Source organism: Kiloniella litopenaei (assembly GCF_000982415.1).
Classification (GTDB): Bacteria; Pseudomonadota; Alphaproteobacteria; order Kiloniellales; family Kiloniellaceae; genus Kiloniella; species Kiloniella litopenaei.
Genome location: NZ_LANI01000002.1, coordinates 145,431 through 171,830, shown reverse-complemented (window position 1 = coordinate 171,830; position 26,400 = coordinate 145,431). Strand labels below are relative to the sequence as shown.

17 protein-coding genes and 1 pseudogene are annotated in these 26,400 nt (G+C 43.2%); 7 read left to right on the top strand and 11 right to left on the bottom strand.

Annotated elements, in window-relative coordinates:
* Positions 1–12 precede the first annotated feature (12 nt).
* The 3 genes from WH95_RS20375 to WH95_RS02455 form a co-directional block, all read right to left on the bottom strand.
* On the bottom strand, positions 13–2,646 hold the full coding sequence (locus tag WH95_RS20375; protein ID WP_052741728.1) for an ATP-binding protein: 2,634 nt from the start codon (positions 2,644–2,646) through the stop codon (positions 13–15).
* 67 nt (positions 2,647–2,713) lie between these two features.
* The gene (locus WH95_RS20370; protein WP_052741727.1) at positions 2,714–4,729 is read right to left on the bottom strand and encodes an ATP-binding protein; all 2,016 of its coding nucleotides are present in this window, start codon (positions 4,727–4,729) and stop codon (positions 2,714–2,716) included.
* Between the two features lie 64 nt (positions 4,730–4,793).
* Complete coding sequence (locus tag WH95_RS02455) at positions 4,794–5,813, bottom strand: ABC transporter substrate-binding protein (RefSeq protein WP_218044428.1); 1,020 nt, start codon at positions 5,811–5,813, stop codon at positions 4,794–4,796.
* 381 nt (positions 5,814–6,194) lie between these two features.
* On the opposite strand from WH95_RS02455, the gene WH95_RS20365 reads away from it, so the two are divergent.
* The 3 genes and pseudogenes from WH95_RS20365 to WH95_RS21845 form a co-directional block, all read left to right on the top strand.
* On the top strand, positions 6,195–7,790 hold the full coding sequence (locus tag WH95_RS20365; RefSeq protein WP_052741726.1) for a PAS domain-containing sensor histidine kinase: 1,596 nt from the start codon (positions 6,195–6,197) through the stop codon (positions 7,788–7,790).
* A 104-nt stretch (positions 7,791–7,894) separates the two neighbouring features.
* Positions 7,895–8,386 carry a PAS domain-containing protein gene (locus tag WH95_RS20360; protein ID WP_082113947.1) on the top strand — a complete coding sequence of 164 codons (492 nt, stop codon included), beginning with the start codon at positions 7,895–7,897 and terminating at the stop codon, positions 8,384–8,386.
* Positions 8,387–8,739: 353 nt separating this feature from the next.
* Positions 8,740–8,841: pseudogene (locus tag WH95_RS21845) on the top strand (hypothetical protein); the annotation flags it as partial.
* Between the two features lie 150 nt (positions 8,842–8,991).
* Here WH95_RS21845 and WH95_RS02440 read toward each other — a convergent pair.
* Positions 8,992–9,219, bottom strand: a complete 228-nt coding sequence (locus WH95_RS02440) for a DUF1127 domain-containing protein (RefSeq protein WP_046502534.1) — start codon at positions 9,217–9,219, stop codon at positions 8,992–8,994.
* Positions 9,220–9,771: 552 nt separating this feature from the next.
* Positions 9,772–10,689: an HAD hydrolase family protein gene (locus WH95_RS02435; RefSeq protein ID WP_046502531.1), complete on the bottom strand. Its 918-nt coding sequence runs from the start codon at positions 10,687–10,689 to the stop codon at positions 9,772–9,774.
* 504 nt (positions 10,690–11,193) lie between these two features.
* Between WH95_RS02435 and yghU the strand changes: the two genes are divergently transcribed.
* The gene (yghU, locus tag WH95_RS02430; protein ID WP_046502530.1) at positions 11,194–12,090 is read left to right on the top strand and encodes a glutathione-dependent disulfide-bond oxidoreductase; all 897 of its coding nucleotides are present in this window, start codon (positions 11,194–11,196) and stop codon (positions 12,088–12,090) included.
* Positions 12,091–12,396: 306 nt separating this feature from the next.
* On the opposite strand, the gene WH95_RS02425 is transcribed toward yghU, so the two are convergent.
* The 3 genes from WH95_RS02425 to WH95_RS02415 all read right to left on the bottom strand — a co-directional run bounded on the left by WH95_RS02425 (position 12,397) and on the right by WH95_RS02415 (position 16,075).
* Positions 12,397–12,936: a hypothetical protein gene (locus WH95_RS02425; protein ID WP_046502527.1), complete on the bottom strand. Its 540-nt coding sequence runs from the start codon at positions 12,934–12,936 to the stop codon at positions 12,397–12,399.
* A 421-nt stretch (positions 12,937–13,357) separates the two neighbouring features.
* Positions 13,358–14,230 carry a DUF2189 domain-containing protein gene (locus tag WH95_RS02420; protein ID WP_052741724.1) on the bottom strand — a complete coding sequence of 291 codons (873 nt, stop codon included), beginning with the start codon at positions 14,228–14,230 and terminating at the stop codon, positions 13,358–13,360.
* A 171-nt stretch (positions 14,231–14,401) separates the two neighbouring features.
* On the bottom strand, positions 14,402–16,075 hold the full coding sequence (locus tag WH95_RS02415) for an ATP-binding response regulator (protein ID WP_046502525.1): 1,674 nt from the start codon (positions 16,073–16,075) through the stop codon (positions 14,402–14,404).
* A gap of 553 nt (positions 16,076–16,628) precedes the next feature.
* Here WH95_RS02415 and WH95_RS02410 point away from each other — a divergent pair.
* Complete coding sequence (locus tag WH95_RS02410; RefSeq protein ID WP_046502522.1) at positions 16,629–17,195, top strand: hypothetical protein; 567 nt, start codon at positions 16,629–16,631, stop codon at positions 17,193–17,195.
* 321 nt (positions 17,196–17,516) lie between these two features.
* On the opposite strand, the gene WH95_RS20355 is transcribed toward WH95_RS02410, so the two are convergent.
* Positions 17,517–20,045: an ATP-binding protein gene (locus WH95_RS20355; protein WP_162199369.1), complete on the bottom strand. Its 2,529-nt coding sequence runs from the start codon at positions 20,043–20,045 to the stop codon at positions 17,517–17,519.
* Between the two features lie 312 nt (positions 20,046–20,357).
* Between WH95_RS20355 and WH95_RS02400 the strand changes: the two genes are divergently transcribed.
* Positions 20,358–21,527, top strand: coding sequence for an acetyl-CoA acetyltransferase (locus WH95_RS02400; protein ID WP_046502520.1), 1,170 nt, complete (start codon positions 20,358–20,360; stop codon positions 21,525–21,527).
* Positions 21,528–21,787: 260 nt separating this feature from the next.
* Here the strand turns inward: WH95_RS02400 and WH95_RS02395 are convergent, their stop codons facing one another.
* Positions 21,788–22,543 (bottom strand): substrate-binding periplasmic protein, encoded by a 756-nt coding sequence (locus WH95_RS02395; RefSeq protein WP_157845866.1) that lies wholly within the window; start codon positions 22,541–22,543, stop codon positions 21,788–21,790.
* 210 nt (positions 22,544–22,753) lie between these two features.
* On the opposite strand from WH95_RS02395, the gene WH95_RS02390 reads away from it, so the two are divergent.
* Positions 22,754–25,528, top strand: a complete 2,775-nt coding sequence (locus WH95_RS02390; RefSeq protein WP_046502515.1) for an AAA domain-containing protein — start codon at positions 22,754–22,756, stop codon at positions 25,526–25,528.
* A gap of 144 nt (positions 25,529–25,672) precedes the next feature.
* Here WH95_RS02390 and WH95_RS02385 read toward each other — a convergent pair whose 3' ends face one another.
* On the bottom strand, positions 25,673–26,140 hold the full coding sequence (locus WH95_RS02385; RefSeq protein WP_046502513.1) for a hypothetical protein: 468 nt from the start codon (positions 26,138–26,140) through the stop codon (positions 25,673–25,675).
* Between the last annotated feature and the right edge of the window lie 260 nt (positions 26,141–26,400).

The following is a 26,400-nucleotide window of genomic DNA, read 5'->3' as shown; positions in this document are numbered from 1 at the left end:
GGACAATCCGGCTTATGCAGATGCTATTTGGGGGGAATCAAGAGATGACAGATAGATCTCTTCAATCAAGGCTTTCAGCTGTTCTTCTTTGAAGGGTTTGGTCAGAACATCGTTCATGCCTGCTTTGCGAAAGACTTCGTGACGGTCTGTGAAGGCTTCGGCTGTCAGGCCGATAATAGGTATGTTTGCGCCCTTTTGCGTGGCTCTGATTTGTTCAGTTGCGATAATGCCGCTCATAACAGGCATGTGCACGTCCATTAGAATGAGGTCAATGTCATTTTCGGCAAAAAGCTTAACGGCTTCTTCGCCGTTTTCGGCCCGGATGGTATCGTGCCCGAACTTGGCAAGAAAGGCTTTTGCGATCATGGCATTGACGGGATTGTCTTCGGCCAACAAAACAGATAGTCGCCCGAGATCAACAGCCTGCGGGCGGTTTTGCTGATTGCTAAAGTCTTTTTTCTCTTCTTCGTCAGGTAAGGCAACTGGCAGGTCTATGGTAAAAGTTGTACCCTTGCCTTCGGTGCTGTTCACCTTGATATTGCCTTGCATTAGTGTGATCAGGTTTTGTGTGATGCTAAGGCCTAAACCTGTTCCGCCAAATTTACGGGTTATGGTGTTGTCCGCTTGACTAAAGGCATCAAAAATACTGTCAAGTCTGTCTGGGGCGATACCAATTCCTGTATCCTCGATCCGAATTTGCAGGTTGGACATCAACCTGGGAGCATTGTCACGGGACTGAGCAGATGTTTTGTTGCCCTGTTGGGGACGATCACTCATCAAGACTGACAGGCTGATTTGCCCCTCAGATGTGAATTTAAATGCATTGCTTAGCAAGTTGTTCAGTACCTGGCGCAATCGCGTCTGATCACTCAAAATCAGTTTCTGGTTGTGTAGCTCGATGTCAGTGACAAACTTGATGCCCCTTTCACTGGCAAGTGAGCCAAAGGTGGCCTCTAGGGGGGTAAGCATTTCTGTCAGATCAAAAATTCTATGTTCAAGTTCCAGCGCACCACTTTCGATTTTACTCATATCCAGAACGTCATTGATAATTTCCAACAGGCTTTGACTGGATGAAATCAGGGTCGAAATTTTGTGTTCCTGATCAGAATTGAGCGGTGTGTTTTTTAACAGTTGCGCCATGCCGATCATACCATTCAAAGGTGTCCGGATTTCGTGGCTCATAGTCGCCAGAAAGTCAGATTTTGCAGAATTGGCGGTTTCTGCCTCGTTCTTTGCTTTTTCTAATGCTTTGGTTCGCTGTTTTATTTTGTTTTCCAGATTGCGGTTGAGTTCTTCAACCTCTTTTTTTGACTGTTCCAGTTTTTCCTCTGCGTGTTTCAGGTCTGTTACATCCTGTACCAGACCTGTGGCCTGAAGAACCTTGCCTGACGGGTCACAGTTCAGGTCGTTATGGCTGATGACATGGTGTACTTCCCCATTTTGGTGAACCACGCGATAGCCAAGTGAAAATTTGGTTCCTTTTTCAAGGTTTTCTGCCTGTATCTTTTCAACCCGTTCTCTGTCATCCGGGTGGACACAGGCGATAAAGGTATCGTATCCCGGTTTTGCATCCCTTGGCAGGCCATAAATATTCGGCAGGTTTTCAGACCATTCTTCATAGCCCGTGGTCAAGTCCCAAAACCAGTGTCCCATTTTTGCAACTCGCTGTGCCCGAAGCAGGTTATCGTTATTATTATCAAGCCGTTCGGAAAGTTCCCGGCGGGTTGCTATCTCGTCGTGTAAGGAGGAAAGGGTTTCTTGGATCGTTTCAAGCATTGCATTGAAGCTAACAACAAGCTGGCCGATTTCGTCGGTATGTGTATCTTGCAGTCTTATATCAAGATTGCCGGATCTAATTTCATTACTTACATCCGCAAGGTAAAGAATAGGGTTGATAAGCCTGTCCCGCAGATGAAAAAAACTTAAAAGGACAAAGGAAATGGTTGAAAGATCAAGGATTGCTGCGAGAAAAGTCAAAAAATTAATTCTTTGTTCTATCACTGCAACTTCGTTGGCTGTTCGCCTGTCTATTTCCAAACCGAAGTTCTTAATCGGCAGCATAATTTTAGCCTTGGCATCGTGATAGTCAGCACTGAACAGGATGTCTATGGCAAGCTGTTGATCGGGAGGTCCCTTTCGGGTGAGGTTTCCGTTTTCGTCTGTGAACAGACCCTTAAGGGCAGCAAAGGCTTTGCGTTCTAAAAACACCAAGTCATCAGAATTTGATTTGGCCTCTTCGAGAAAAGCGAGTTCTTTATCGCTAACCCCAAGGGCTTCGATGAGTGATAACAACGAAATGGCTGGTTTTGGAGAACTATTGTCCGAGGTTCCGGCAATCAGGAAATCCCAATAGATACTGTTGTAATTCTCGGGCCTTGGTTTTAGTCCGTTTCGAATATCCAGAATATCGTTAAAGTATTGTTCAAATCGTTGGTCACCTGTCGCAGCATAACTTCGTGCCATGCGTGTTAAATCATCAGATGACTGGCGTAATCTATCGGCGAGTTTCAAAGCGTTTAGTCGCTGTGTCTCTTGTTGGGTTAATTTTGTTGATTGGTTATATATAAATCCAAGCGTAACGGTTGTTGCCCCCAGCAACAGCATTAGAAGGGTAAAGACGATAATAACCCGTATAAGGATCGACATATAAAAGCACCTGATAACCATATAGCATATCCTAGGGCGCTGTGATTAAGGCACGGTTAATACCTGTTCATGCACTTTGTTCTTTTTCAACGACTGGTTCGTGAATTTTTTCCAGCATAACGTTGTTGATTTCTTCAAGAAGTACACCCGGATTTATGGGTTTGGCAACAAATCCGTTCATGCCTGCATCCATAAATTCTTTTACATGTTCTTCAACAACGTCCGCTGTCAGGGCGATAATGGGAACGTTGGCAATATTGTTGTCAAAACCCCGAATGATTTCTGTTGCCTCGGGGCCGCTCATTTCCGGCATACGAATATCCATAAGAATAAGGTCCGGGACAGGGGCAAGTGCTGGATCAGATAGAATGTCGATCGCTTTTTTCCCGGTATCTGCTTGTCTGACAACATGGCCATATTTAGCCATTAGGACTGAGACAATGCGTAAATTGAGAGGATTATCATCAACGGCCAAGATAGACAGACTGCGTTGAGCTTCGTATAGGGCCGCAACTTTTTTCTCTGCCGGGGGTGCTGCGGTATCGTCAGATTTTTTAAGGGGAAGTTTGACGGTAAAAACAGTACCTTTGTTTTCTTCGGATGATACTGAAATGCTTCCGTCCAAGATATCGACCAAGCGTTTTGAAATCGCGAGCCCCAAACCCGTTCCTGCGTATCGTCGTGAAATCGACGCGTCAGCCTGGGTAAATTCATCAAAGATATCTTTGAGGCGGTCTTTAGGGATGCCAATACCGGTATCTGTAACGCTAATAATCAGAAACCGATTGTCATTTTCGTGAACTGTTTGTTGGGCGGAAAGGGTAACGTGGCCTTTTTCTGTAAACTTAATCGCATTTCCCAACAGGTTGATTAGAACCTGTCGCAGTCGATTGGGATCACCATGTAAATTATTTGGAATATCATCATCAATCTGAATATTCAGTTTCAGTGATTTTTGTTGTGCTGACTGTTCTACCACTTCTATTGCTTTATATAGCTCATGCCGTAACCGATAATCTATATTTTCCAGCTTGAGCTTACCTGAATCAATTTTTGATAGATCAAGTATGTCATTGATGATAACGAGCAACGATTGAGTTGTCTCTTTCATCTTTTCTACTTTTTCGCGTGTATCTGGCGTTATATCGTCATCCAGTAACATGTCGGCCAAGCCGAGTACGCCTGCCATAGGGGTGCGTATTTCGTGACTCATGGAAGCAAGAAATTCTTGCTTGGCTTTGCTGGCAGCTTTTGCGGCTTCAAATTGTTTGGCCAACTCTACAGTTCTGTCTACGATACGTTGTTCCAAAGTTTGGGCAGCTTTTCTAAGGTCTGCCTCGGCCGTATCGCGTTCCTGGGTACGCTTTGCGATTGACTGTAAAAGGCGGTTCCCTGATTCCGCCAGAACATAAAGCTCATCGCCCTGATTTGTCTTGGGAACATTCAGTTGTGATTGCAGGGGATTATCTGGATCAGTTGTCGCAAGCGCATGAGAGATATTTTGCAGTGGGCCGATTAAAAGGCGATAAAAGATCAGCGAGAATATCCCTGCGATTATTAAGCTCTGCAGGATAATCACCAAGGCTTCGAGTGTGACCCGTTGCACAAATTCTTCTGCGACACCTATGGGATCGGCAATGACCTGAAGATAGCCGGCCTTTACTTCGGGATCATCAATGGTGCGCAGTTCTATTTCAAAAGATTGTAACCCGCCAAATCCCTCGTCGGCTATCCAGCGATGGGGCGAGGTTTCCAGGACACGGGATCGACTGGTCAGTGTATTATGCAGGTCATCCAGAATTGTCACTGATATCAAGGAATCATATTCCATAAGACCGTTTGCAACTTCGCCCGCCAATTCATCATTGACGTTATAGGCCGACCTTGCTGCTGGCTCGTGTGCAGTTTTTATGACCTGTTCGACCGTTTTTCTGAAACTGTCGTTCGTTTCTTGCAGATCCAGATAGGCGACGATAGTGCTCATCATCAATCCAATAACAAGGGCGACAAGAATGACTGATCTGGCGACCTTGGTCGCAAGTCGTTTTTGAACCTTTGGGGGCTGTAGGTCTTTTGCGCTCACGTTATCTGCTCAAAATACAATGCATTTACTGGTGAAAGATTCTGATGTCGTCACGAGGTTCCGGTTATTTCCCACAACTATGCTGACCCCATGAATTCTGTAATGAATGATTTTCTTTTAACCAGCGATCCGCTGCCTGGTCATAGGTCATACCATCGGCATCTACCAGGGCCGAAACCTTGCTAATCATGGCATTTGTAAAGTTCATGTCGCTGAGGACACCATAGGCACAAGGCCAAGTCTGTTCCATTTTCACCCAAGCAACTTTCTTGAGCCAGCCATCTTTTGGGTTCCCACAATCGTGGATACGTTCAGAGTTAACGCCCCAGGCGGGGTTCGTTTCACACTCTGCGCTATAATTGGGGAATTCAATGAATTTGCCTTCGAACCGGTCTTCAACCCAGTTGGGGCTCCAGTTAAAAAGCACAATCGGTTCTTTCTTTTGATAGGATTTTTCCAGTTCAACCCATAGGTCGTCAGCCTGTTTAACAGGACGCACTGTGAAGTCCATTTCAAGTGCCCTTATCCGCGCTTTTTCTGGCTTTTCCCAAGGTCCCGCAACATACCTTCCACGGGGAGCTGTTGTGCTATCTGAAAACAGTGATGCACATTTCTTCAGGGCTTTCCAATCTGGTAATCCGGGACAAAGTTCTTCAACGTAGCTGGGATACCACCATTCTTCGCGTGTTTTCGCATCATGATCACTGACCTCGACTATTTGTCCTTTGGCTCTTACCCGTTCTAGATCTTCGGCCATGGTGCCTTCCCACACTTCAACCTGAACGTGTTCAAGGCCGCGGTGAAGTCTGGCCCATTGATCTTTGGTCGTTAGTTCCTTGTATTCAACTTCATAGCCTTTTGCTTCAAGGATTTTCCCATAAATTTTTGCCATAACAATCTGGCTGGTCCAGTTGTTCAAAATAATCCTGATAGGATCTTTGCTTTCCGGAACAGATGCCTTTGCAAAAGCGGGGAAAAAGAAAATTGTTATCAACAAAAAAAACGTTGCACGAAGTAATCGCCCCGAAAAAGGAAAGGATTTATGTCGTGAAAATGTTGTATAGAACATTGAAAACCTGGTCATGTTATTGCCATTGATCTGCATTTATTCCGTTGATATCAAAGCCTAGGGGGAAAAGATTAAATTTTTCTTTTACCTAATTGTGTGTTGTGAGTGATTTGTTTGTTTCCATTGAAATTATTACTTAAATTTATTTTTTGGAAACGCTTTGAGTATCAACCTTGTGGTGGGATGTGCCGGATTTCTGGGGGGGCGGGCAAGCTATGCGAAATACCAAAATCAAACTCTGATACTTCTTATCGTTGAGATTAAGAGTTGTTTAGGTTGTTTTGTGTTAGATTTGCTTCACAACAAGTTGTATGGACAAGATATGTCGTTTGTGTTTCGTTCCGAAGTTAAGGAATGTAATGTCAAATGCTGGCAAAAGGTGAGTAGGTTTAGGGGATGTCAGTAGAAATCAAGGGACCTGATTTGGGGGGGATTGCAGAAACAAATCAGTCAGACAGGCTGGAAGCTGCTATTCTGGTGCTTTCAGATGACTGTTTGTCTTTTCTTGATGCAAACTCTCGCGCTCTGGAAATGCTGGGGTATACCCGTGATGAGTTACAGGCATTAACCCCTGATGAATTAATAGATGTTTCCCCTTGCCCTTCTGATACATCCCGTATTTCTAACGAAAAAGATAGCAGTAACAGAAAAGTGATTAACCCTTGGTGTGTGGCTAAGGACGAAGTTACTTTGCGGCATGCAAATGGACAGTCTATTTTCTGTCATGTATCGTCTGGTCGTCTTGAAATCGGTGGTTGTGCACAGCAAATCGTGACCTTGTCCCCAGTGTCGCACGACCAAAAGTTGCTAAAGATCGGGGCATTATTAAGGTTGGCAGTTGAACATATGCCCGATGCTATGATCGTCTATGATATTGACGATCGTTTGATGTATTTTAACAAAGCATATCGTCAGATTTTTTCCTACATGCCGCCGTTGGAAGAAATGGTCGGGAAACACTATCTTGATGTCGTCAAGCTGACCATGAAGGCCCCGGGTGTTATTACTGATCCCCTTAGTGTTTCTGATCCCGAAGCATATCTTGAAAAACGCTTGAAACGTTTGCATAACCCGCCTGATGGCCCTTTTGAACAAAACACCGGCGTCGGTTGGCATATGGTGAGTGAGATGCGAATTCCCGGGGTTGGGTTCGTTAATCTGCGGCGCGATATAACGGTTGAAAAGCAATTCCGGGATGAAATGTCCCAGGCAAACGAACAGCTTGCGACCGTTGCAAAAGCCATGAAAAAATCACATGCCGATGCTTTAAAGGCGCAAGTCCTGGCCGAGCAGGCAAACAGAAGTAAAAGTGAATTTCTGGCTATGATGAGCCATGAATTGCGAACGCCCTTGAATGCAATTATCGGGTTTTCATCTATGATGACCGAAAAGATTTTCGGGGCAATTGGCAATGAACGGTACGAAGAATACCCGACCCTGATACACGAAAGTGGTCAGCATCTCTTGGCCATCATCAATGATATCCTTGATCTTGCAAAAGTAGAAGCAGGCAAGATGGATCTGGATAGAGAAAAGATCTGTGTGGCTGATATTGTTGAGGAAAGTGCTCGTTTGATGAAGGGCTTGGCAGTCACACGAGGGGTAACGATTAGTATAAAAACCGAGAAAGAGGATGCAACGATCTTTGCTGATTCAAGGATGACAAAGCAAATGATTGTCAACTTGCTGTCTAACGCCTGTAAATATACCCCGGAAGGCGGCGATATCGAACTGTTTTTTAAACAAGATGATAAAAATAGGAAAATTATCGGGGTCAAAGACACCGGGGTTGGAATGAATAAGGCCGATTTGGGTCTGGCGATGCTTCCATTCCACCAAGTTGGTGATGTTTCCACCAATACAGAGAACGGCACAGGACTTGGTTTGCCGTTGGTTCGATCCTTTATGGAATTACATGGTGGTACTCTGGAAATCGAAAGTGAACCGGGTAAGGGCACTTGCGCCTGTCTATGTTTTTCTGCTGATCCCTAGTAGAGTTGTCTAGCCGAAATGGTAAAATGAGGTTAAAAGAGTGGAAACAGCAAAAGTCAGAAAATAAAACTTAGTGAATAACAAGAAATGAATAATCAGGAGTAATGATGGAACTCAAGCATAAGACCGACAAGATTTATGATGAGTCTTTTCTTGACGTTTGTCATGTAAACATTCGCGCTTTTTTTGATTTTTATTGTGCTAAAAAACAAGGGCGATCAATGCCGTCCCGTTCTGACTTTGATCCATTGGAAATGAAAGAATATTTGCCCAGTATTACCTTGGTTGATGTGAAGCCAGAAACGAATGACTTTATCTATCGTCTTGTCGGTACAAAAGAGGTGGAAATACGGGGAAAAGACCCGACTGGAAAAAGCATACGCGAAGAATTCTATGGGGAATTGGCTGAAGAGGCCGAAGAGAATTACAGGTATGTAAAAGAATATAAAACGTTCCTTTATGATCATACCAATGAAGCAGAGAAATCCAGTAAAATCATTCATGATGAAACCTTGTTTCTGCCACTTTCGAATAACGATACTGACGTTAATATGATTTTGTTATATTCCGTGCAACAGTACGACCAAAACAAATAGAAATATGGCGTCTGCTCCTATCTGTTGGGAAATAGCTTTTGTGACCAATAGCAATTTATAACTTTATTGTTTTTTTGGGGTTTTTATTTCCTCGTCCTTATTTATCCCCTGGCTTTTTGTTTGTTCCACCTTCTTTTATGAACCTTGATTTTATGGCTGTATTTTTACAAAAGAATAATAATTGAAGGCGATAATCCCTTATATCCTCTTTTATCTGTGAGCTGGAAACAACCTTTATGTTTGAGATAAAGCATCCACGGAACAAGATTTATGATGAAAGCTTTTTGGACCAATGCGATCCGAAAATTGCAGCTTTCTATCAAGAGTATTGTTCACGCAAACACGGTCGAAAAATGCCCGCTCGCGGGGATTTTGATCCGCTTGATCTAAAGGATTATTTGTCTGGTATTACCTTGGTTGAGAAAAGTCGTGAAACAGGAGAGTTATTTTACCGTCTGGCGGGAACAGAGGCGGTTGAACTGCGTAAAAAAGACCCCAAAGATCAAATCTTTGGGGTCTTTTTATCGAGAAAGCTACAAGCATCAAAAACGATGGGAGGTTCGTTTAAAACGCGAACTTTCTATGAACACGGTCGGCTTGATCTATTAGATCTTGGAAACGATACCGGCGATATCGCAACGTGCCAGACCGATGTCTTCAAGAGTTGCATCACTGCAGTTTTCAAGCGCGATAAGTGTTTCCCGGCGAAGCTTGTAATTTTCAATGGCGTCAAACGCGGAAACAAAAAGGTTACCAAGGGCAAAACCAATGCGTTCTGCATAAGTTGCAGTTGGGTTTACAGGAAGTGTTTCTGTGAATGTTACTGTTGCCATTGTTCTAACTCCTAAACAGTAGGTAAATAAAGTTTAGACGCTTCGCGAATTATCGTGTTCGTCCGATAGCCAAAGATATAGTCCCAGTGATTTATTTTTACGAGTGGCATTCCTACAACGCCGATATGCAGAAAGTGCATGTCACAAAACCGACATTTTCTGCGGGATAGAGGTGGGGTATGTTTCTCGTGGGATTGCTTTGAAAGCTATTGAATTTATTTATTTTTTTGGTTGTTAAGGCCGGATTTAATGTTCGCTATGGCTGTGTCGCTATCACAAAATGGTGACTTTATGGCTAATAAAAGGTTAAAGATTCTGCCCCAAAGGCCTGTTTTTTCAAGCTGAAAAGGGAAGACAGGTCATCGTGATGAGCAGATCTTGAAAATAGAATCGTACCACAATTTTGATTGCATTCTTTGATTGTGTTGTCTGACATGATGAAGGCTTTAAAAATCGAGGAGAGAGCCCCCGAATTGGTTGGGTTCAGAATTATATCCGGATTTGCTTGAGGAATAAGGCCTAAAAAGGAGGTAGAGGTTAAAAAGACGGTGCCTAGGTATATAATGCTTCTATGTAGCTGAGCACGGCTTCTTCGCTGTGATGCCCAATGATTTCGTGGGCATGGGCTTTGATCTCTGTCGTGGCGTTGGCAACAGCGATCGGTGTGGTGACGCTACGCAACATTTCCAGATCGTTCGAGCTGTCCCCAAAAGCGGTGGTTTCTTTAATCAGCAAGTTGTGATGTTGTTCTATGTGCCCCAACAGAGATTTTATCGCGAAACCTTTATTGGCTTGGGCTGCTGAAATAACGATTTCCCAACCGCCGATATAGTGATTGGGGTAAAGCGTAATCAGCAGGTGAGGTAATTTTTCTTCAATCAAATTTTTAATTGTGAAGATTTCTTTTTTTGTGCCGAGGTAAACAAAACAAAGAACATCATCTAAAAAAGGGTTTGCCCCTGTTGTCTGAGCCGCACCGTGTGGCAAGGCCAGAGAACTATTGGTAGGATCGGTAACTAGAGGATGGGCGAACAAATTGGCGGGCAATTCGGACAATCGAGGGTCTTGGCGGATGATTTTTTCATCGTGAAACCACTGCATGCCTTTGTTCTTCAATTCAGGAAAATAGAGAGGTGTCGCGTCCCCTTTCAGCCCTGACACAAAAGGTGTTAGTCCAACTTCCTGGAAACAATCAAAGGCCTTGCTGGCATCGTTCAGACCCAGACCTTTGTGGTCAAGAATGTGATCTGTGTTGAGGTCCCTTATAATCGCCCCGTTGAGTTCTATGATCGGTAGCCTTAGGTTCACGCCTTCCATCAAGTGCTTTATTGATGGGGTTGCCCGTGCTGTCGCGATGGTAAAGTGCACACCCGTATCTATTAGTCTGTTCAGGCGCAGAGCCGAGCTTCTGGGTAAGTCACCAACAGTATCCAAAAGGGTGAAGTCGAGATCAGAGATAAAGAGTTTCAAAACGGGTCCTTAGGATATTACGGCTAATTGGGGCGCGAGATGTAAGGGCCTTTGCTGTGCCTTGTCCCACAATATCATGTTCAGCTTTATTTTATATGCCGATATTGATCTAGCGTATTTAACAAGACGATAAAAGCGTTAAGTACTGTTATGCAAAAAGGTGAGAATGCTGATGAAATTGTCTGGAAGAGCCGTGCTCTGTTCTGGCACCATTCTGTTCCGGAGTTCTTTTGTTCTGGGAAGTCTTTTGTTGATCCCAATATAATGTTGATACAAGTATAATTTTCCATTACCCAACGTACAGTTTTCTTGTCTTATGGTATTATCGCAAGCGGGGGTTCTTGAAAAAGAAGAAACAGTCGCTAAGTGGTTTGGAAACATTTAAGCAGCTAGTTTGCGCCCTGACTTAGGGGGCAATCAATTATATGCTTTGATCATACCATCGTCAGTGCCCTTTCCCATGGGTTATAATTATTAGTAATAAAAATCTGGTAAGGAAATTCAATGAGCAATTCTGCGACTAATCCCGAGAACCATCCCGCAGACTATACCCCACCAAAAGTATGGAAGTGGGATAGCAAAAATGGCGGTGAATGGGCCAGTATCAACCGCCCGATTGCCGGGTCGACCCACGACAAAGCCTTGCCAGTTGGAAAACATCCTTTGCAGCTTTATTCCCTGGCAACGCCAAATGGGATCAAAGTGACGATCATGTTGGAAGAACTGTTAAGCATGGGGCATACAGGGGCTGAATACGACGCCTATTTGATCAAGATTGGCGATGGTGATCAGTTTTCCAGCGGATTTGTGGATGTTAACCCTAATTCTAAAATTCCTGCGTTGCTTGATACTACGACCGAAACACCTACACGGGTTTTTGAATCAGGCGCTATCTTGCTTTATTTGGCAGAAAAATTTGACGCGTTATTACCGAAAGATCCAGCAAAACGTACAGAATGTTTGTCATGGCTTTTCTGGCAAATGGGAAGTGCACCGTATCTTGGTGGCGGATTTGGGCATTTTTATGCCTATGCACCTTTCAAGATAGAATACTGCATTGACCGTTTTACCATGGAAGTTAAGCGTCAGCTTGATGTTTTGGATCGACACCTGAACGATAATGAATACATGGCAGGCGATGAATATTCCATCGCTGATATTGCCATTTGGTCATGGTACGGGTCATTAGTGATGAACAGAAGCTACGATGCTGCTGAATTCCTAGAAGCTGAAAGCTACAAAAACGTGCTGCGTTGGGCCAAACAGATCGACAAGCGTGAAGCTGTGCAACGTGGCAGAAAAGTAAACCGTACTTGGGGTGATCTGGATAGCCAGCTGCATGAACGTCATGATGCCAGCGATTTTGAGCTCAAGACACAGGACAAGGTTGCGGCAGAGTGAGCCACAATGATTTTGGTATGCTCACCATTTGATGTGGTCGGTTAATGGTAACCTTCTGAACTTGGTTTTACGCTGAATTGCGGATAACTCGGGACAATAGCTGACCATAGACAAAGGTTAGCTATTGTTCTGGGAGGATCTCTTGTTCCAAGGTTCTTTCTTGTTTCAAGGTTCTTTGGGCTATAAGTTTTTTGCGGATAATTCGGGATTACCCAGATAATTGGGGATTACCCAGGGGAATTCAGCGACTATCTTCCGGCGGGATCTTCGGGCTTTATCTTCTGGGTTTGTCGAGAAAATTCAGAGTTAATCAAACAGGGCGTCAATTTCATCCTGTGAGATTGCTTCTTCGGCCTCTATTGCCGGCCCATCCATAGCGACTTCTTCTTCTGGTGCCTCATTCGCAGAAATTTCCATACCCAGTGTATGGATCGTTGACCTTCCATAAATTTCGGCCATCGCATTAACGCGATCCTGTACGAATTGAATAGATCGCAAAATTTTGGTGACACGCTGTCCGGTTATATCCTGAAAGCTACAGGCCTCTAGGTTATTCGTTGCATGGGTGACAATCTGATCACAAAGTGCGTTGCGGTCTTCTTCACTATTTTCCCCGCGTAGCTTTTCAACAACATCCAGAATATCTTCGGATGATTTTAGAATACCGTTTGAGGCTTCTTCTGTGTTCCTGATAAGAGCATCCAGTTGGTCCGAAACGTTTTCAAAGTCGGTTCTTTCGCCCTTTTTACGCGTGGTATCGGCCAGTTCTTGACGAAAGCGTTCAACATAGAGAATTAATTTATCAAGCTCTTTGTGAAGGCGTTGGTCTGATCCAGCAAGTGCCATGTTAAATTTTGTCCCAAAATCTGAACCCTACATGCGTTATGCAGGGAAAGGAGTTGATATTCTCAGGTGTATGATTATACACAAAAATTACACATAGATAGAGCTTTTAAGAATATTTTCCTTTGTTTTCTGTGCGGGTTTCAGGTTCACCACACTACCCCTCATCCTTAAAAGTTTAGTCAGTTGCAATTAACGCAGTGTTAAAGTTGAATTATTTAACAGGTTTTTTTCTGTAAAACATTAGTCCATTAATACAGATTCCCCAGATCAATAGATGTCGGATAGATAAATACAGGCCTGTTTGCGGAACTTAAGTATGGGGGCATTACGTTCGAGGTGATTCCCGAATGTTATATGCCGCCAATATCAATGGTTCGCCATTGTTGAATTATCAAAAGGGAGAGAAAAGGGCGATTTTTATTCAGAGAGCCTTTGTATTGGGGTGGCTTAATGGGCTGGGTCCAACCGCACGTTTATAGAGGTGCCAGGTTGCATGACCCAGAACCGGCAGGGTGACAAACAATCCCATAAGGCCGACTACTATGGATAGTAAAGTAAGTGCAGCGATGGTAATACACCACAATATCATTGTTTTCGGGTTGTTTTTCACCAATCGAACGGACGTGACCATCGCGGTCACAAAGTCAATGTCTCTATGATAGAGCATCGGAAAGGAAACAGCAGAAAAGGAAAACACAATTAAAGCAATAATGGCCCCGACCACGTGCCCGACAAACAGAAACAATAACCCTTTTTCTGTCGTGAGTATCATATCGAGAAGTTCGGCCATGCTGAAAAGTTTGAACCCGAAGAAGCTAAGCGTGATAAAGGCGGCCATGTCCAGCCAGATGAAGAGAGAAAAACCTGTGACCAGGGCCATCCACCCTAGATCGCGGTTGAACATTGATGCCACAACCCCGAATGCACGGCCCCAGCTGAGCGGTTGTTTTTCTTCCAATTGATGACTTATAAAATAAAACCCGCTGGCGACAAAGGGGGCAATCAGGGCAAACCCGATTGCAAGGGGATAAACCAGATAAGGGAGTTCCAGTTCCAGTAAAAGAAGGATCAGTATCCACCCCCCAACGGCGTAGATACCACCAAAAAACAGGCCATATGTTATCGAATTTAAAAAGTCTGATATGCCCGCACGGAGTATTTTCGGAATGATTGTTGGGGTAATCTGATAAACATCAGGCCAGTTTGGATTTCTTTTTTTTACGGCGGAATTATCCCCAATCGATTGGCTCTCGTTTTGATTGGTTGGATTGATTCCCTCTGAATTGTTCGCCATTCTTTTTTCCCTGAAGACATATGGCACCCCTTTTTATTTGGGGCGCTCTTTTACCAACAGGGTAAGGTATTTTTTGAAGAATTTATACTATTAATTGTTAATTTGTTGCAATTTCGTGGTCATGTGGAATTTTTTGAGTATGTTCTAGCTGACTGATATTATTTGCTAAAGTTATTGCAGCGGCAAGAAAACCTGTACAGTTGTTCCTTCGCCAGGGCTGCTTTGTATTTCCATAGTTCCGTTATGTGCTTCAATCAGCGATTTTACAATTGTCAGGCCCAATCCCATTCCTTCCTGGGATAAGTGCGGGTTAATATTCGTTCTGGCAAAGGGCTGTTGAATTTTGGAAAGATCCCTGGGTGTCATCCCTATGCCTGTGTCGGTGACGCTAATACGGGCATGACTGCGCCGGACCATTTTGTTGTTATTACCAAAATCATTATTCGTTTGTTCACTAATCTGGTCATTGTTTGTTTTTGTCGGGGGGGTATCGGATGGCACAAGTGTCACTTTGTTCAATTCAACGGCAAGAGAACCATTTGCCGGGGTGAATTTAACTGCGTTGGTGAAGAGGTTAAACAAGATCTGTCTGAGCGCTCTTGCGTCTGCTTCTACTGATAGTGCCTTGTTCGGTATTTCCAGCTTTGTCTGTAACGCCGCCTTCGCAAAAAGAGGGCCTGCTTCCTCGTAACATTCCTGGACGACCCGACAAAGGGACAGGCTTTCTTTTTCCAATTCTAACTGTCCGGCCTCTGCTGATGAAACTTCCAGAATGTTACTGATCAAGTTTAAAAGATGGCTGCCAGAGTGATGAATGTCTTTGGCATAATTTTTATATTTATCTGAACCCAGAGGCCCAAAATGTTCTTCGGTCAAAATTTCGCTAAAGCCCAATATGGCGTTTAGAGGGGTGCGCAATTCGTGGCTCATGGTTGCCAGGAATGATGACTTGGCCGTATTCGCTTTTTCTGCTTCGCTCAGGGCAAGTTGCAGAGTTTGTTCCGTGTTCTTTGTTCTGGTGATGTCCTGTACCGTCCCATAAGACCGAATTATTTTGCCCTCATCATTTTTAATTGCCTGTCCAATTTCACGTAGATGAGCGATTGATCCGTTATTTTTTATTATCCTGAATTCGACATCAAATCGATCTGCTGTGCCATCGTGAAAGTGCGATTTATATCGATAATTTTCAAAATCGTCCGGGTGGAGGTGTTTTAAGTCCTTGTTTGCTGTCCAGGACCCCAGATCAATTTGACTGGCGTCCATTTCATAAATTTTTAAAAGCTCTGGCGAGTAGTAAAGGGCCGTGTTTCTGGTTTCATCCCATTCCCAGAACCCCAATTCAGCCATCGTTACGGCCTGTGACAAACGGAGCTGTGATTGTTTGATTTCTGTTTCCAGATTTTGTTGTGTTTTTGCTGTTTCGGCGCGCAACAATGCGCGTTCCAGAATAGCTGGCAGGACGTCAAAGAAAATGGATTTTGGGTCTTTGTTTATATAACAGGTGACGCCAGCCCGCAGGGCTTCGGCTGCTTTGGCTTCTGTGGCCTGAGACGTGATAAAAACGGTTTGAAGCTGTGGATTTCCCGCAAGCAGCGTTTTGACAAGATCAAGGCCTGAACCATCGGGAAGTGTGTGATTGATAATGACGAGGAATGCAGGTGATATATTTTGTAAATCAAGTGCATCATGGGCTGTGGGGGCAGAGGTCAGTTTATACCCCAGAGGTTTTAAAGTTTGTTTTACCTCTTCGACAAAGTCGGCGTCATCATCAACATAGAGTACAGGGATGGGCAGTGCAGTTGCACATAGATGTTGCCATTCATGCGAGACAAGATCAGCCATAAGCAACCCAGTCCCCTGTTTTGGATTGTAGATCCCATGGATTACAGGGATATAATTTTCTGTGCGGCATTCTTCCGGGCAATGCCATTATTGTTTTCGTTTTTTGTAACAACCTAAACCTATAACGGGCCTGTATCCGGTTTGAATTTTATGCTTTTACATCAGAAAAAATGGATTTCTTGCATGTACCATTTTTCCGACAACCATTTTGTGATAGCAATCTTGTTCAACCAATCAGACCAAAACCCACTGAAGCTATATATTTACGATATCTATATATTTACGATCCTGCATTTTTACCCCGCAATCGTTAATATTATATTATATCAGGGAAATTTATCTTAATGAGAACAGGGGTATCAATTAATTTCAATGGTAACGCTTGACCTTCGGCAAGGGATTTTCAATAATCCCGTGGCTTCCACATAAGAATGGATCGCAATTAAAACGTCAGGACATTTTGAAACATAAGGTCTGATTGTTGCATCAGAACAAAGTGAAGATAATAGGCTTTGTTCTCAGCAGCGAATAAACAGGCTGGAAAGTGAAGAGAATGACCTGTTCAAAAACACCCGGCCATGAAAATTGGTCACGATTATCGAAAAGCTATCCCCTGAAAAATTATCGATTTGAACCATCAGAGTTATTGGTGCTGGATTTGTTGCGTTACTATTGCCAATCCTATGCTGATCCTGATTCCCATGCGTGGGAAAAAGCCTTTGTTCTGGGGGAAAAGGAGCTTGGCCCTTATGATGGGGCGTGGGTTGTAAATGCTACGGCTTCGTACATTGGCACAATTCGACATGAACGCAAGACAGCCTTTGAGTTTATTGTTTCCTGTTGCGAAGTTTGTCGGCAACAGGTTTGCGTGACCGAGCTAAATGCCCTGTGGTTGGTTCAGGCCGCAAGGACCGGAAACACTTTGGCGATGGAAACGGCCGGTCGATTGACTCTGGACAGGGCTGGGTACTGGTCGGGGTTAGACGCATTACTAGTCAAAGCCAGGCATTTGGGCAGTGTTTTGAATGAAGTCTTTCCCGAAGAACGACAACATGGGCAAGGTCGAGGGGCGCTAACGGGGTTTTCGACAGGGGCCATTTCCAAGGGGCAGATGCACTAATCGCGTAACAGTAACAGTTATATTCTAAAGGTCATGTTTTTAGGGATCGGTCCTATATCAAGGGTATCAAGGATGTCAGGGCCGATCATCGCTTCTTCGTCCCGATTTTATCCCTGCTTGTCCCAACATCTTGATGGCCAGTGGATATCTTGAAAAAAACGGTTGAGCTCAGAAATATCACTGATAAAGGGATAGAATACACCGGGATGCCAGAAGAGCACTAACCTACAGTCTTAAGTGAAGATTCTGCTCTGTTGATCGTAAAATGCGGGATTTGGAAAAATACAGAGATGATGAATTGTTGTTATGCAGCTGTATTTCCTAGTTTAACTTGCTGTTCCACCAGGAAATTGTTTCTTCTGCGGTTTGTAGAATAACGGGTAGATAATCGCCAGCAGCAGTCATGTCTTTGGAATGCTGTTCCATTATTCTTGCGTTCTCTGCCAATCGCGGGGCAAACATGGAACTGGCTGAACCCTTTAGCGTATGAGCCGCCTGATAGATCACGTCATTATCACCGGATGACAAGCCTTCTTTGATTTTATCAAGCTGGGTATTGATTGTATCCGGAGCCATACCGATCAATTCAACAATAACCTCGTCACCAATTTGCGATTTCATCAGCTCGTATTCTTCGTCAGAGCCAATTGGCATACCAGTTTCATCGGGTAAATTTGTCATCTTCGGCGATACCTTTGTTGCGAGCTCTTCTTCTAATACAGCTTCATTCATATTTGATGAAAACCGTGAAGGTTGGGACGGGTCAGCTTTCCTTTGTTGGTTAATTGTGCCCATGTATTTAATAATAGTGCCCTTTAGTTGTTGTTTAGTAAAGGGTTTTGACAGAACGTCGTTCATACCAATTTCTTTAAAATGCGCGTGGCGCTCTTTAAATGCTTCTGCTGTTAGACCGATGATGGGTATATTGGGCTGGTTGTCACCGCTGCGTATTATGGTGGTTGCTTCCATACCATCCATTTTGGGCATATGAATATCCATGAAGACCAGGTCAAAACTGGTTTTAGCAATAGCTTCGACAGCCTGTTGTCCGTTCATTACAATCGTGGGCCGATGGCCAAATTTTTCAAGAAATGCTTTCGCGATTGTGGCATTAACAATGTTGTCCTCTGCCACCAGAATATCCAAAGCAGGGCAATTTGCCTCGCTCTGTTCTACATGCTGTTCTTCCAAAGCGGCAATTTCTTCATGATCGGGGGGATTGAGTGGAAGAATGATTTCAAATTCACTGCCGAAATTCAGTTTACTGGTTGCTTTTATTTCTCCGCCCATAATTTCGGTGAGGTTTTTTACAATAGCCAGACCTAGCCCTGTGCCACCGAATTTGCGTGTAATGGTATTGTCTGCTTGTGTAAAGGATTGGAAAATAGTCTCAATCCTATCTTCGGCAATGCCAGTTCCTGTATCTTTTATGTTGATATTCAAGAAACCTTGCGTGTCTAAATTCTGCCCTTGTTTTTTTATGAAGTCACAACATCGCGGATCATCAGGTGCAAGCTTCTTTATCGACAGGTTGACGCCGCCGCTAAGGGTGAATTTGATCGCGTTACTTAGCAGATTTGTTAGAATTTGACGTAATTTTGTACTGTCTGTCTTGATGTACTTTGGGCAGTTCTCATCAAGGTTTGTTTTTAGATAAAGGCCATTGTCTTGTGCAAGGGAAAGAAGAGGCGCGGTCACGACCTCAACGGTTTCGTGCAAGTTGAAAGTTGTCTCTTCTAATTCAATATTGCCCGTTTCGATCTTGCTCATGTCCAGGATGTCATTGATGATTTCCAGCAGACTTTGTCCTGATGTAATAATGGTGTCCAGCTGTGTATTCTGATCACTATTGAGATCTGAATCCCTTAATAGCTGTGCCATTCCGATGACACCGTTTAACGGTGTGCGAATTTCGTGGCTCATGGTTGCGAGGAAGTTGGATTTTGCCTCGGTTGCCCGTTTGGCTGCTTCCGAAGCAATCTCTAACTCTTGAGCCTGTTCCAGCAGACGTTCATTGACTTTGAACAAGGCTGATTGATGGGCTTTCAATTCTGTGATTTCGGTGCGGACGGCAATAATTCCCCCTGCCTTTCCCTTTTTTTCACTTATTTGGATCCAGTGTCCGTTTGGCAGCTGTCGTTCTTTGTCTCCACGGGGGGAAAGACTGTTTTGATTCCATTTTGCCCCTTTTTGCATTTGAGAAACTTTATCACCGACCTTATCCCAATAGGCATCAAGTATATCTTGCCGAGAGGTTCCGGGGCGAAACATGTGCGCAACTTCTGGATAAAGCTCTCGGTGACGTGCATTGCAAAAGACAAACTTCCCATGCTTGTCGTAAAGAATAAAGCCGACGCTGATGTCTTCGAGTGCAGAGAAAACCTGTTCTGTAATCTCGTAGGTTTCATCACGTGTGTAGGGAAGGGGGGGAGTTATTTTAAAGGTGTAGAGAATGGAGCCATCATGCAAATGGTGGCACTCAACGGTCATTTGTTGCTTTACCGGATTAATCAGATCACATCTTTTGATGGTGCCTTTTTCAATGTCTTTAAATGCATTGTGCACAGATGTTTTATTATCATGAGGTGTTTGTTGCTTTTGGTTCGTGTGCTTGTCGGTATCTAAGACAAGATGATTCATCAACTCTGCAAGGGGGAGGTTCGGCGCAACCACATCATCTGGTAAATGGAGTACTTGCTGAAGGTTCGTGCTATAGGTAATCAAAAGGCCTGCTTTGTTGAAAATAGCAAAGCACTCAGAATGACTTGCGCTATAATTCTGCGTATCGTGACCCCGCTCAGAAGCAAGGATATCAACCGTCCTGTGTCCCTGTTCCGATTGCTTTGTCATGAATTCCCAGGATTTAAACATCACAAAAAAACATAATCTGCTGGGCAAGATCCGCATCAGATAACTGCGCATAAGATCTTGCCCTGTCACTATGATATAAGTGTCACTATGATATAAGTTTGATAAGAAAAGCTTAATTTCCGTTTTCCTTATGTCAACGCGAATGCTGCAATGCAGCAAAAAATATGTTGGCATCAATCTGAGGTATGTTAGGGTAATTATCTACACACCAAACAGGTGACAGATAATTTACCGCACAGGCCCCCGGTTATATTTGTCATTCGCTATAATAATGAATAACAGGAGCACGCTATGTCAGCTTGTATCGTCGGCTGGGCGCACACGCCTTTTGGCAAACATCCGGAAGAAGATGTGGAAAGTCTTGTGGTAAAGGTGACGCAGGACGCATTGGCACATAGCGATCTGTCTGCATCGGATGTTGATGAAGTTGTACTGGGGACCTTTAATGAAGGTTTCTCGCCCCAGGGATTTCCGGCGTCTTTGATTTTACAGGCTGATAACGACCTGCGATTCAAACCCGCTGTGCGGGTGGAAAATGCCTGTGCTACGGGATCGGCCGCGATCCACCATGGCTTGCGGGCCATTGAATCTGGTCAGGCGCGATTGGTCTTGGTTGTCGGTGTAGAGAAAATGACCGCGCTTTCAGGGCCGGAGATCGGGGATACCTTGCTCAAGGCTGCTTATCTCAAGGAAGAAAGCGATATTAAAGGGGGCTTTGCCGGGGTATTCGCCCGGATTTGTGATCTATATTACCAGAAATACGGCAATCAATCTGATGCCTTGGCCCGGATTGCGGCAAAGAACCATGCAAATGGTGTGCATAATCCTTTGGCCCAGATCCGAAAGGACCTTGGTTATGATTTTTGCCGAACACTGTCTGATAAAAACCCGACGGTTGTTGGGAATTTAAAGCGGACCGATTGTTCGTTGGTATCTGACGGGGCAGCCGCAATTGTACTCGCAGACGAAGAAACGGCCAAGGGAATGGCCAATGCAGTGCGTTTTAAATCCGTGTCTCATGTCAGTGATTTTTTACCCATGAGTAAACGGGATATTATCCATTTCGAAGGGTGCACCAAGGCTTGGCAACAGGCGTTACAGCGTGCAAATGTGACACTGGATGATTTGTCTTTTGTTGAAACGCATGACTGTTTCACCATTGCCGAGCTGATTGAATACGAAGCAATGGGTCTTACCCCACCCGGGCAGGGATACCGCGCGCTGGAAGAGGGGTGGGTCTATCCCGATGGCAAGCTTCCTATAAATCTTTCTGGTGGTCTGAAAGCAAAAGGGCATCCGGTGGGGGCGACGGGTGTGTCCATGCATGTTCTGACGGCAATGCAGTTAAGCGGAACTGCGCCTGCTGAAATACAGGTGGATAATCCTAAACTGGGTGGCATTTACAATATGGGGGGCGCTGGTGTGGCGAGCTACGTTTCCGTTTTAGAGACACGGGACTAAATCTTGATTGCTACCGTCTGATTGTCCCTGGCTTTAATGTCTGGGGCTTTAATGCCTGGCTTGATCATCCTGCTTTGAAAGGCTGCCGAGCTTTCTTTTCAGTCCTTGAGTACATAACTTGATAAGGTGCCTTGGCTAAGCGGTGGCCTTACTATTCTGTATCAGGGGATATTTTGTTAAGGAATGTTCTTTTGGGGCACATACTTCTGGAGAAGTATTTAGCTCGGAAATTATTCCGCTTTGGGCAAAGTGCGCTGGTTTTAGTTCAGGGCGATTGAAGGATGGGTATAATCTTTAACAATCGATTCAATGACACCTTCTTTGCGTAGCTCTCGTACGACCCTGTCAAAATCGGGCAAGATAGAGGTATATTCCGAGGTCTTGTTAATGCAAAGGTGGATATTGATCGTATCGACCACCACAGATGTTTTCTCTATGCGATCTGTGTAGCGATGATCACGAGCATGATAGTCAAAATTGACAGTGTCCCGAACAATGATGTCTGCACGTTTGTTGGCCAGTAGTTTGTAGGTTTGCTCCAGAGTGTCGGTCCACACAACACGGGCATCTGGCAACCTGCTCTTGAGCCAGCCGTTTCCCCTGTAATCCACCAGAATGAATTTTAGCAAATCACGGGGTGTGCTGACCGCCAGGATTTCATCGCGTCTGGGGTGATTTAAATAGGTGTAGATGACGATGTCGATATCGAAAACAGGTTCGGTGCTACAGGTTGTGTAGGTTAGCCTTTCGGGCGTAGGGGTGGTGACAAAAGCGTCTGCTATCCCTTTTTCGACATTTATCTGTGCCCGGGACCAAGGGTAGCCATTGTACTGGGTTTCCACATCTAGCTTATTTCTGAATATGATGTTCAGAAGATCAATGGCTGCACCTTTCATCTTGCCATTTTCGGTCCAGACAAGCGGGGCGTAATGTTCTGGGAAAGCCAGCTTTAGGGGTGCAGCCATCACCATGGCCGGCACGATAGAAAAGAGTAGAACCAGGGGCAATAGCTTCAAGTGATACACTCCGTTGCTTTGCGGATAATTCTGTCTCAGTATCAGAGTTTACACTTTTATAGGGTATTTGTATCCCTAAATTTTATTTTTTGGTCAAATTATGAAATTTCTATTCAGGGGGGCTTTGTAATTTGAAGTAATGAATTGGAGCTTTATCATTGTTCAGTCTGGCCTAGACTGAACGAACCGCATTTGGTGCTAGGAGGGGTTATGAATGAGAAACAAGCGCTTATATTGACCAAGCAAAAAAACGGGAAATTTGAAAATAAAACAAAAGATATAATTAAGATCAAAAAACCTGTTTTAGGCTCAGAAAAATATATAATAACCTTTAAAAACAATAAATCCTATACCTATGGCAAAGACAAGGTTCAATATTTCAAAAAACCCAAAATAATCGATGTTAGCCAATCTGTTATTCGCATGGAGAATGGTAACTACGAACGGTGGGATTCAGCGCTTAAATTTGGGCCGTATATTGTTTTGTTTCGTAATGGTAATTCGTATCATCACCTATTCGACAACATTCAAATTATTATTAATGTTTCGGAAGAGAATAAAACAAAATGTCTTGTTGAATATTATCGCTATATAGCTGATCTTATTAAGAGCCAGAGTCGTCACTTAAGTATATATTATAATAAAAAGCTTGAATTTATCAGAAAAGATTCTGTTGCTAAAAAATTTATCGATAAATCTGGAATTTTTAGTTACGAGCAAAAAGAAGCACCCATTTTTCCTTTTGGAGTTAATTTATCCCAGCGTCAGGCAATTATTAATGCGCTTGAAAATCAGGTTAGCTTAATTCAAGGGCCGCCAGGTACCGGTAAAACGCAAACCATTTTGAATATTATCGCGAATTTATTTGTTCAGGATAAGACTGTTGCAATTGTTGCCGGAAATAATTCTGCAACGGCAAATATCTATGAGAAATTGCAAAACGAAGACATTGATTTTATTACAGCCAAGCTTGGAAACAAGGATTTGCAAGATGAATTTTTTGCAACTGATTGTACAATCCCCGATGTTTCTAGTTGGGCGTTAGATGACAAAAGTAATTTAAAATTTAAGGCAAGGCTTAACTTTTTGGATAGCCAGTTAAGTCAGTTACTTCGTGATAAAAACAAATTAGCCTTTGTTCAAGAGGCGATAGAAAAGCTTTCGGTAGAACGGCAACACTTTAAGCGGCACTTTGGTGTTAAATCGGTTGACCTTCGCAAATGGTCTTTTGCAAATAAATGGTTAATATCAGATTTGTTAAAATTTTTGGCAGAGTTGGAATATTGTTCTCAGAATAAATCTTTAAGTTGGCTTGTTAAGTTAAGCTGGTTTTATAAATACAGAATATTTAAATTCAAAGACTTAGAAAATATTAATGATGATCTTATAAAAGGAATTATTGGAAGATATTATTTTCAAAAAACAGAAGAGTTAAGTCGCCAAAAGCAGTTTTTGAAAGCTTCACTTGATAGGCAGAATTTTGATTCATTGCTAACAGAATATAAAGAGCTCTCTCTTCGAATATTCAAAGGATATATTTCAAGGTACTACAAAGAAAATGGTGGCAAAAAACAATTTCATGTTAACTCGTACAAGAACGTGTTCCCCAAGTTTTTAGAACGATTTCCTGTTGTACTGAGTACAACGGATTCTATTATTAATAATAAATCTCCGCACGAAATATTTGATTATTTGATTGTTGATGAAGCTTCACAAGTGGATTTGGTTTCAGGCTTTTTAGCTATGTCCTGTGCTAAAAATATTGTAGCTGTAGGGGACTTGAAACAGTTACCTCATATCCCGGCGGAATTAGTTAATGAAGATATTGACCGGGTATTTGATGTTCAGCCTGGGTATAGTTATCTGTATCATAACCTTTTATCTTCACTAAATACTGTATTTAGTGGTTCTGTACCTCTAACGCTACTTAAAGAGCATTATCGTTGCCATCCCAAGATTATTGATTTTTGTAATCAAAAATTTTACGGCGGCCAACTCGTGATCATGACGGAAGCAGTTGGTGAACCGTTTAAGGTATTTAAAACAGCCCCCGGTAATCATGCACGTAAACCCAGTGACGATAAAAGTCTTTTTAATCAAAGAGAATTAGATGTTATCGAAAATGAAATACTTAATTCTGAATTAAGTCAAAAAAGGCCGGATCTCATTGGAATTGCCACACCTTATCGTGCACAAGCAGATAGAGCGAGGCAAAATTTTTCAGCTAATAAGGTGCAAATCGATACTGTTTATAAGTATCAGGGGAGAGAAAAGGATACGATTATTCTTAGTACCGTATCGAATAGTCTTAATAAATTTGTCGATGATCCCAATTTACTTAATGTGGCGGTGTCACGCGCTAAGCGACAATTTATTGTGGTCACATCAGGTAATATCTTTAAAGAGCAGGGATCTAATATTGGCGACTTGATCCGGCATATTGAATATCAATCGGTGTCAGATAGTGTTTTTGAGAGCAAAACGGTTTCCATTTTTGATTGTCTGTATGCTGACTATTCAGATGTTTTGAAAGATTTCTCCAAAAGAGTTAAGAAAATCTCCAAGTTCACTTCTGAAAATTTAATGATAGCTTTACTTGAGGGTATTTTGAGTGATGAGCGATATAGCTCATTCGCGTATAAGATAAATTATTCACTTAACTTATTAGTAAAAGATTTCAGTAAATTTACCGATCGTGAAAAAGAGTTTGTATTACATCCCCACAGTCATGTGGATTTATTGTTGTATAACAAACTCGACAAAATACCGTTCTTAGCTATTGAAGTCGATGGATATCAATATCATGATCTTAACGATAAACAGTCAGAGCGGGACGAATGTAAAAATACTGTATTTAAGAAGTTAGGCATTCGGTTGTTGCGGTTTTCTACAACAGGAAGTGGTGAACGTGAAAAACTTGAAGACGCAATAAATTCATACTTAGTCGCTATACCTAAATCTCAAGAAGAAAAAATTCATTCATGATTTTATGTGCTTTATTATAATATGATCGGCGATGAAGGCATTTAATCTCTCTGCTTTCAAGGGTTTGAATTCCTTGTTGAGGGCAGTTCTTGGGGGGTACAGGCGGGCCTTGGCGGTTGGGAAATGGAATGGGAAAAGGAGCGATCAATTCGCCATGTTCCACAACACGCGTAAAAGCGCAATCTGTGCCATCAGGATATAGGCCATAAGCATAAAAAGCATGGTGTAGCGGTGTGCGTTTGATTCCCCCCGGGATTTGAGGGCGCGCACCCGTTGGGTTGACGTTGACAGATGTTTCGATATCTCACGAATTTTACGTTTTTCGTTGATTTGCCAAAACTGGAGAAAAATTTCAGATGCAACCGCGAATACGGTAAGGATAAGAGAGCTGGCAATCAGGTAGTTGATGAACTTGGCATCATAGGCATTGGCCTTTGCCAGAAAATATATCGCAACAAAAGCCAGGCTGAGATAGGCAAGGGCCTGCCATTGCTGGCGCTTGGCAAAAAGAAGATTATTTCCGGCCTCGCGATAGATCATCAAAAATTCCGCGTGGCTCAGATCATCAAGAGAGCTTTCTATATGCTCAAACTCTTCATCTTCATCAATCATTGGCACCTCAATTTAACAAAGGCTTCTGCGAGCCAGTTAATCCACGCAGACTGGTTCGGGACGTATCTTGTGTATCGGGCAATACCAGAACCATTCTGGTGTTTTTTGCCGATGGCACCCCGTGTTTATGCCTGCTGGGACGAAAAGGTCCGTTTGTTTTACGACTATAGGAATAATGGCATTAAAGGGTTAATAAGTTATTTATCGTCATATTTTATGGTTACTATTCAAATGGTTAGTGTGTATTTTAGCAAAATGAA

Bases quoted from the DNA above. Each gene is read 5' to 3' on its own strand.
- WH95_RS20375 (WP_052741728.1), bottom strand. From the start codon at position 2,646: ATGTCGATCCTTATACGGGTTATTATCGTCTTTACCCTTCTAATGCTG.
- WH95_RS02455 (WP_218044428.1), bottom strand. From the start codon at position 5,813: ATGACCAGGTTTTCAATGTTCTATACAACATTTTCACGACATAAATCC.
- WH95_RS20365 (WP_052741726.1), top strand. From the start codon at position 6,195: ATGTCAGTAGAAATCAAGGGACCTGATTTGGGGGGGATTGCAGAAACA.
- WH95_RS20360 (WP_082113947.1), top strand. From the start codon at position 7,895: ATGATGGAACTCAAGCATAAGACCGACAAGATTTATGATGAGTCTTTT.
- WH95_RS02440 (WP_046502534.1), bottom strand. From the start codon at position 9,219: ATGGCAACAGTAACATTCACAGAAACACTTCCTGTAAACCCAACTGCA.
- yghU (WP_046502530.1), top strand. From the start codon at position 11,194: ATGAGCAATTCTGCGACTAATCCCGAGAACCATCCCGCAGACTATACC.
- WH95_RS02425 (WP_046502527.1), bottom strand. From the start codon at position 12,936: ATGGCACTTGCTGGATCAGACCAACGCCTTCACAAAGAGCTTGATAAA.
- WH95_RS02420 (WP_052741724.1), bottom strand. From the start codon at position 14,230: ATGGCGAACAATTCAGAGGGAATCAATCCAACCAATCAAAACGAGAGC.
- WH95_RS02415 (WP_046502525.1), bottom strand. From the start codon at position 16,075: ATGGCTGATCTTGTCTCGCATGAATGGCAACATCTATGTGCAACTGCA.
- WH95_RS02410 (WP_046502522.1), top strand. From the start codon at position 16,629: ATGACCTGTTCAAAAACACCCGGCCATGAAAATTGGTCACGATTATCG.
- WH95_RS20355 (WP_162199369.1), bottom strand. From the start codon at position 20,045: ATGACAAAGCAATCGGAACAGGGACACAGGACGGTTGATATCCTTGCT.
- WH95_RS02400 (WP_046502520.1), top strand. From the start codon at position 20,358: ATGTCAGCTTGTATCGTCGGCTGGGCGCACACGCCTTTTGGCAAACAT.
- WH95_RS02390 (WP_046502515.1), top strand. From the start codon at position 22,754: ATGAATGAGAAACAAGCGCTTATATTGACCAAGCAAAAAAACGGGAAA.
- WH95_RS02385 (WP_046502513.1), bottom strand. From the start codon at position 26,140: ATGATTGATGAAGATGAAGAGTTTGAGCATATAGAAAGCTCTCTTGAT.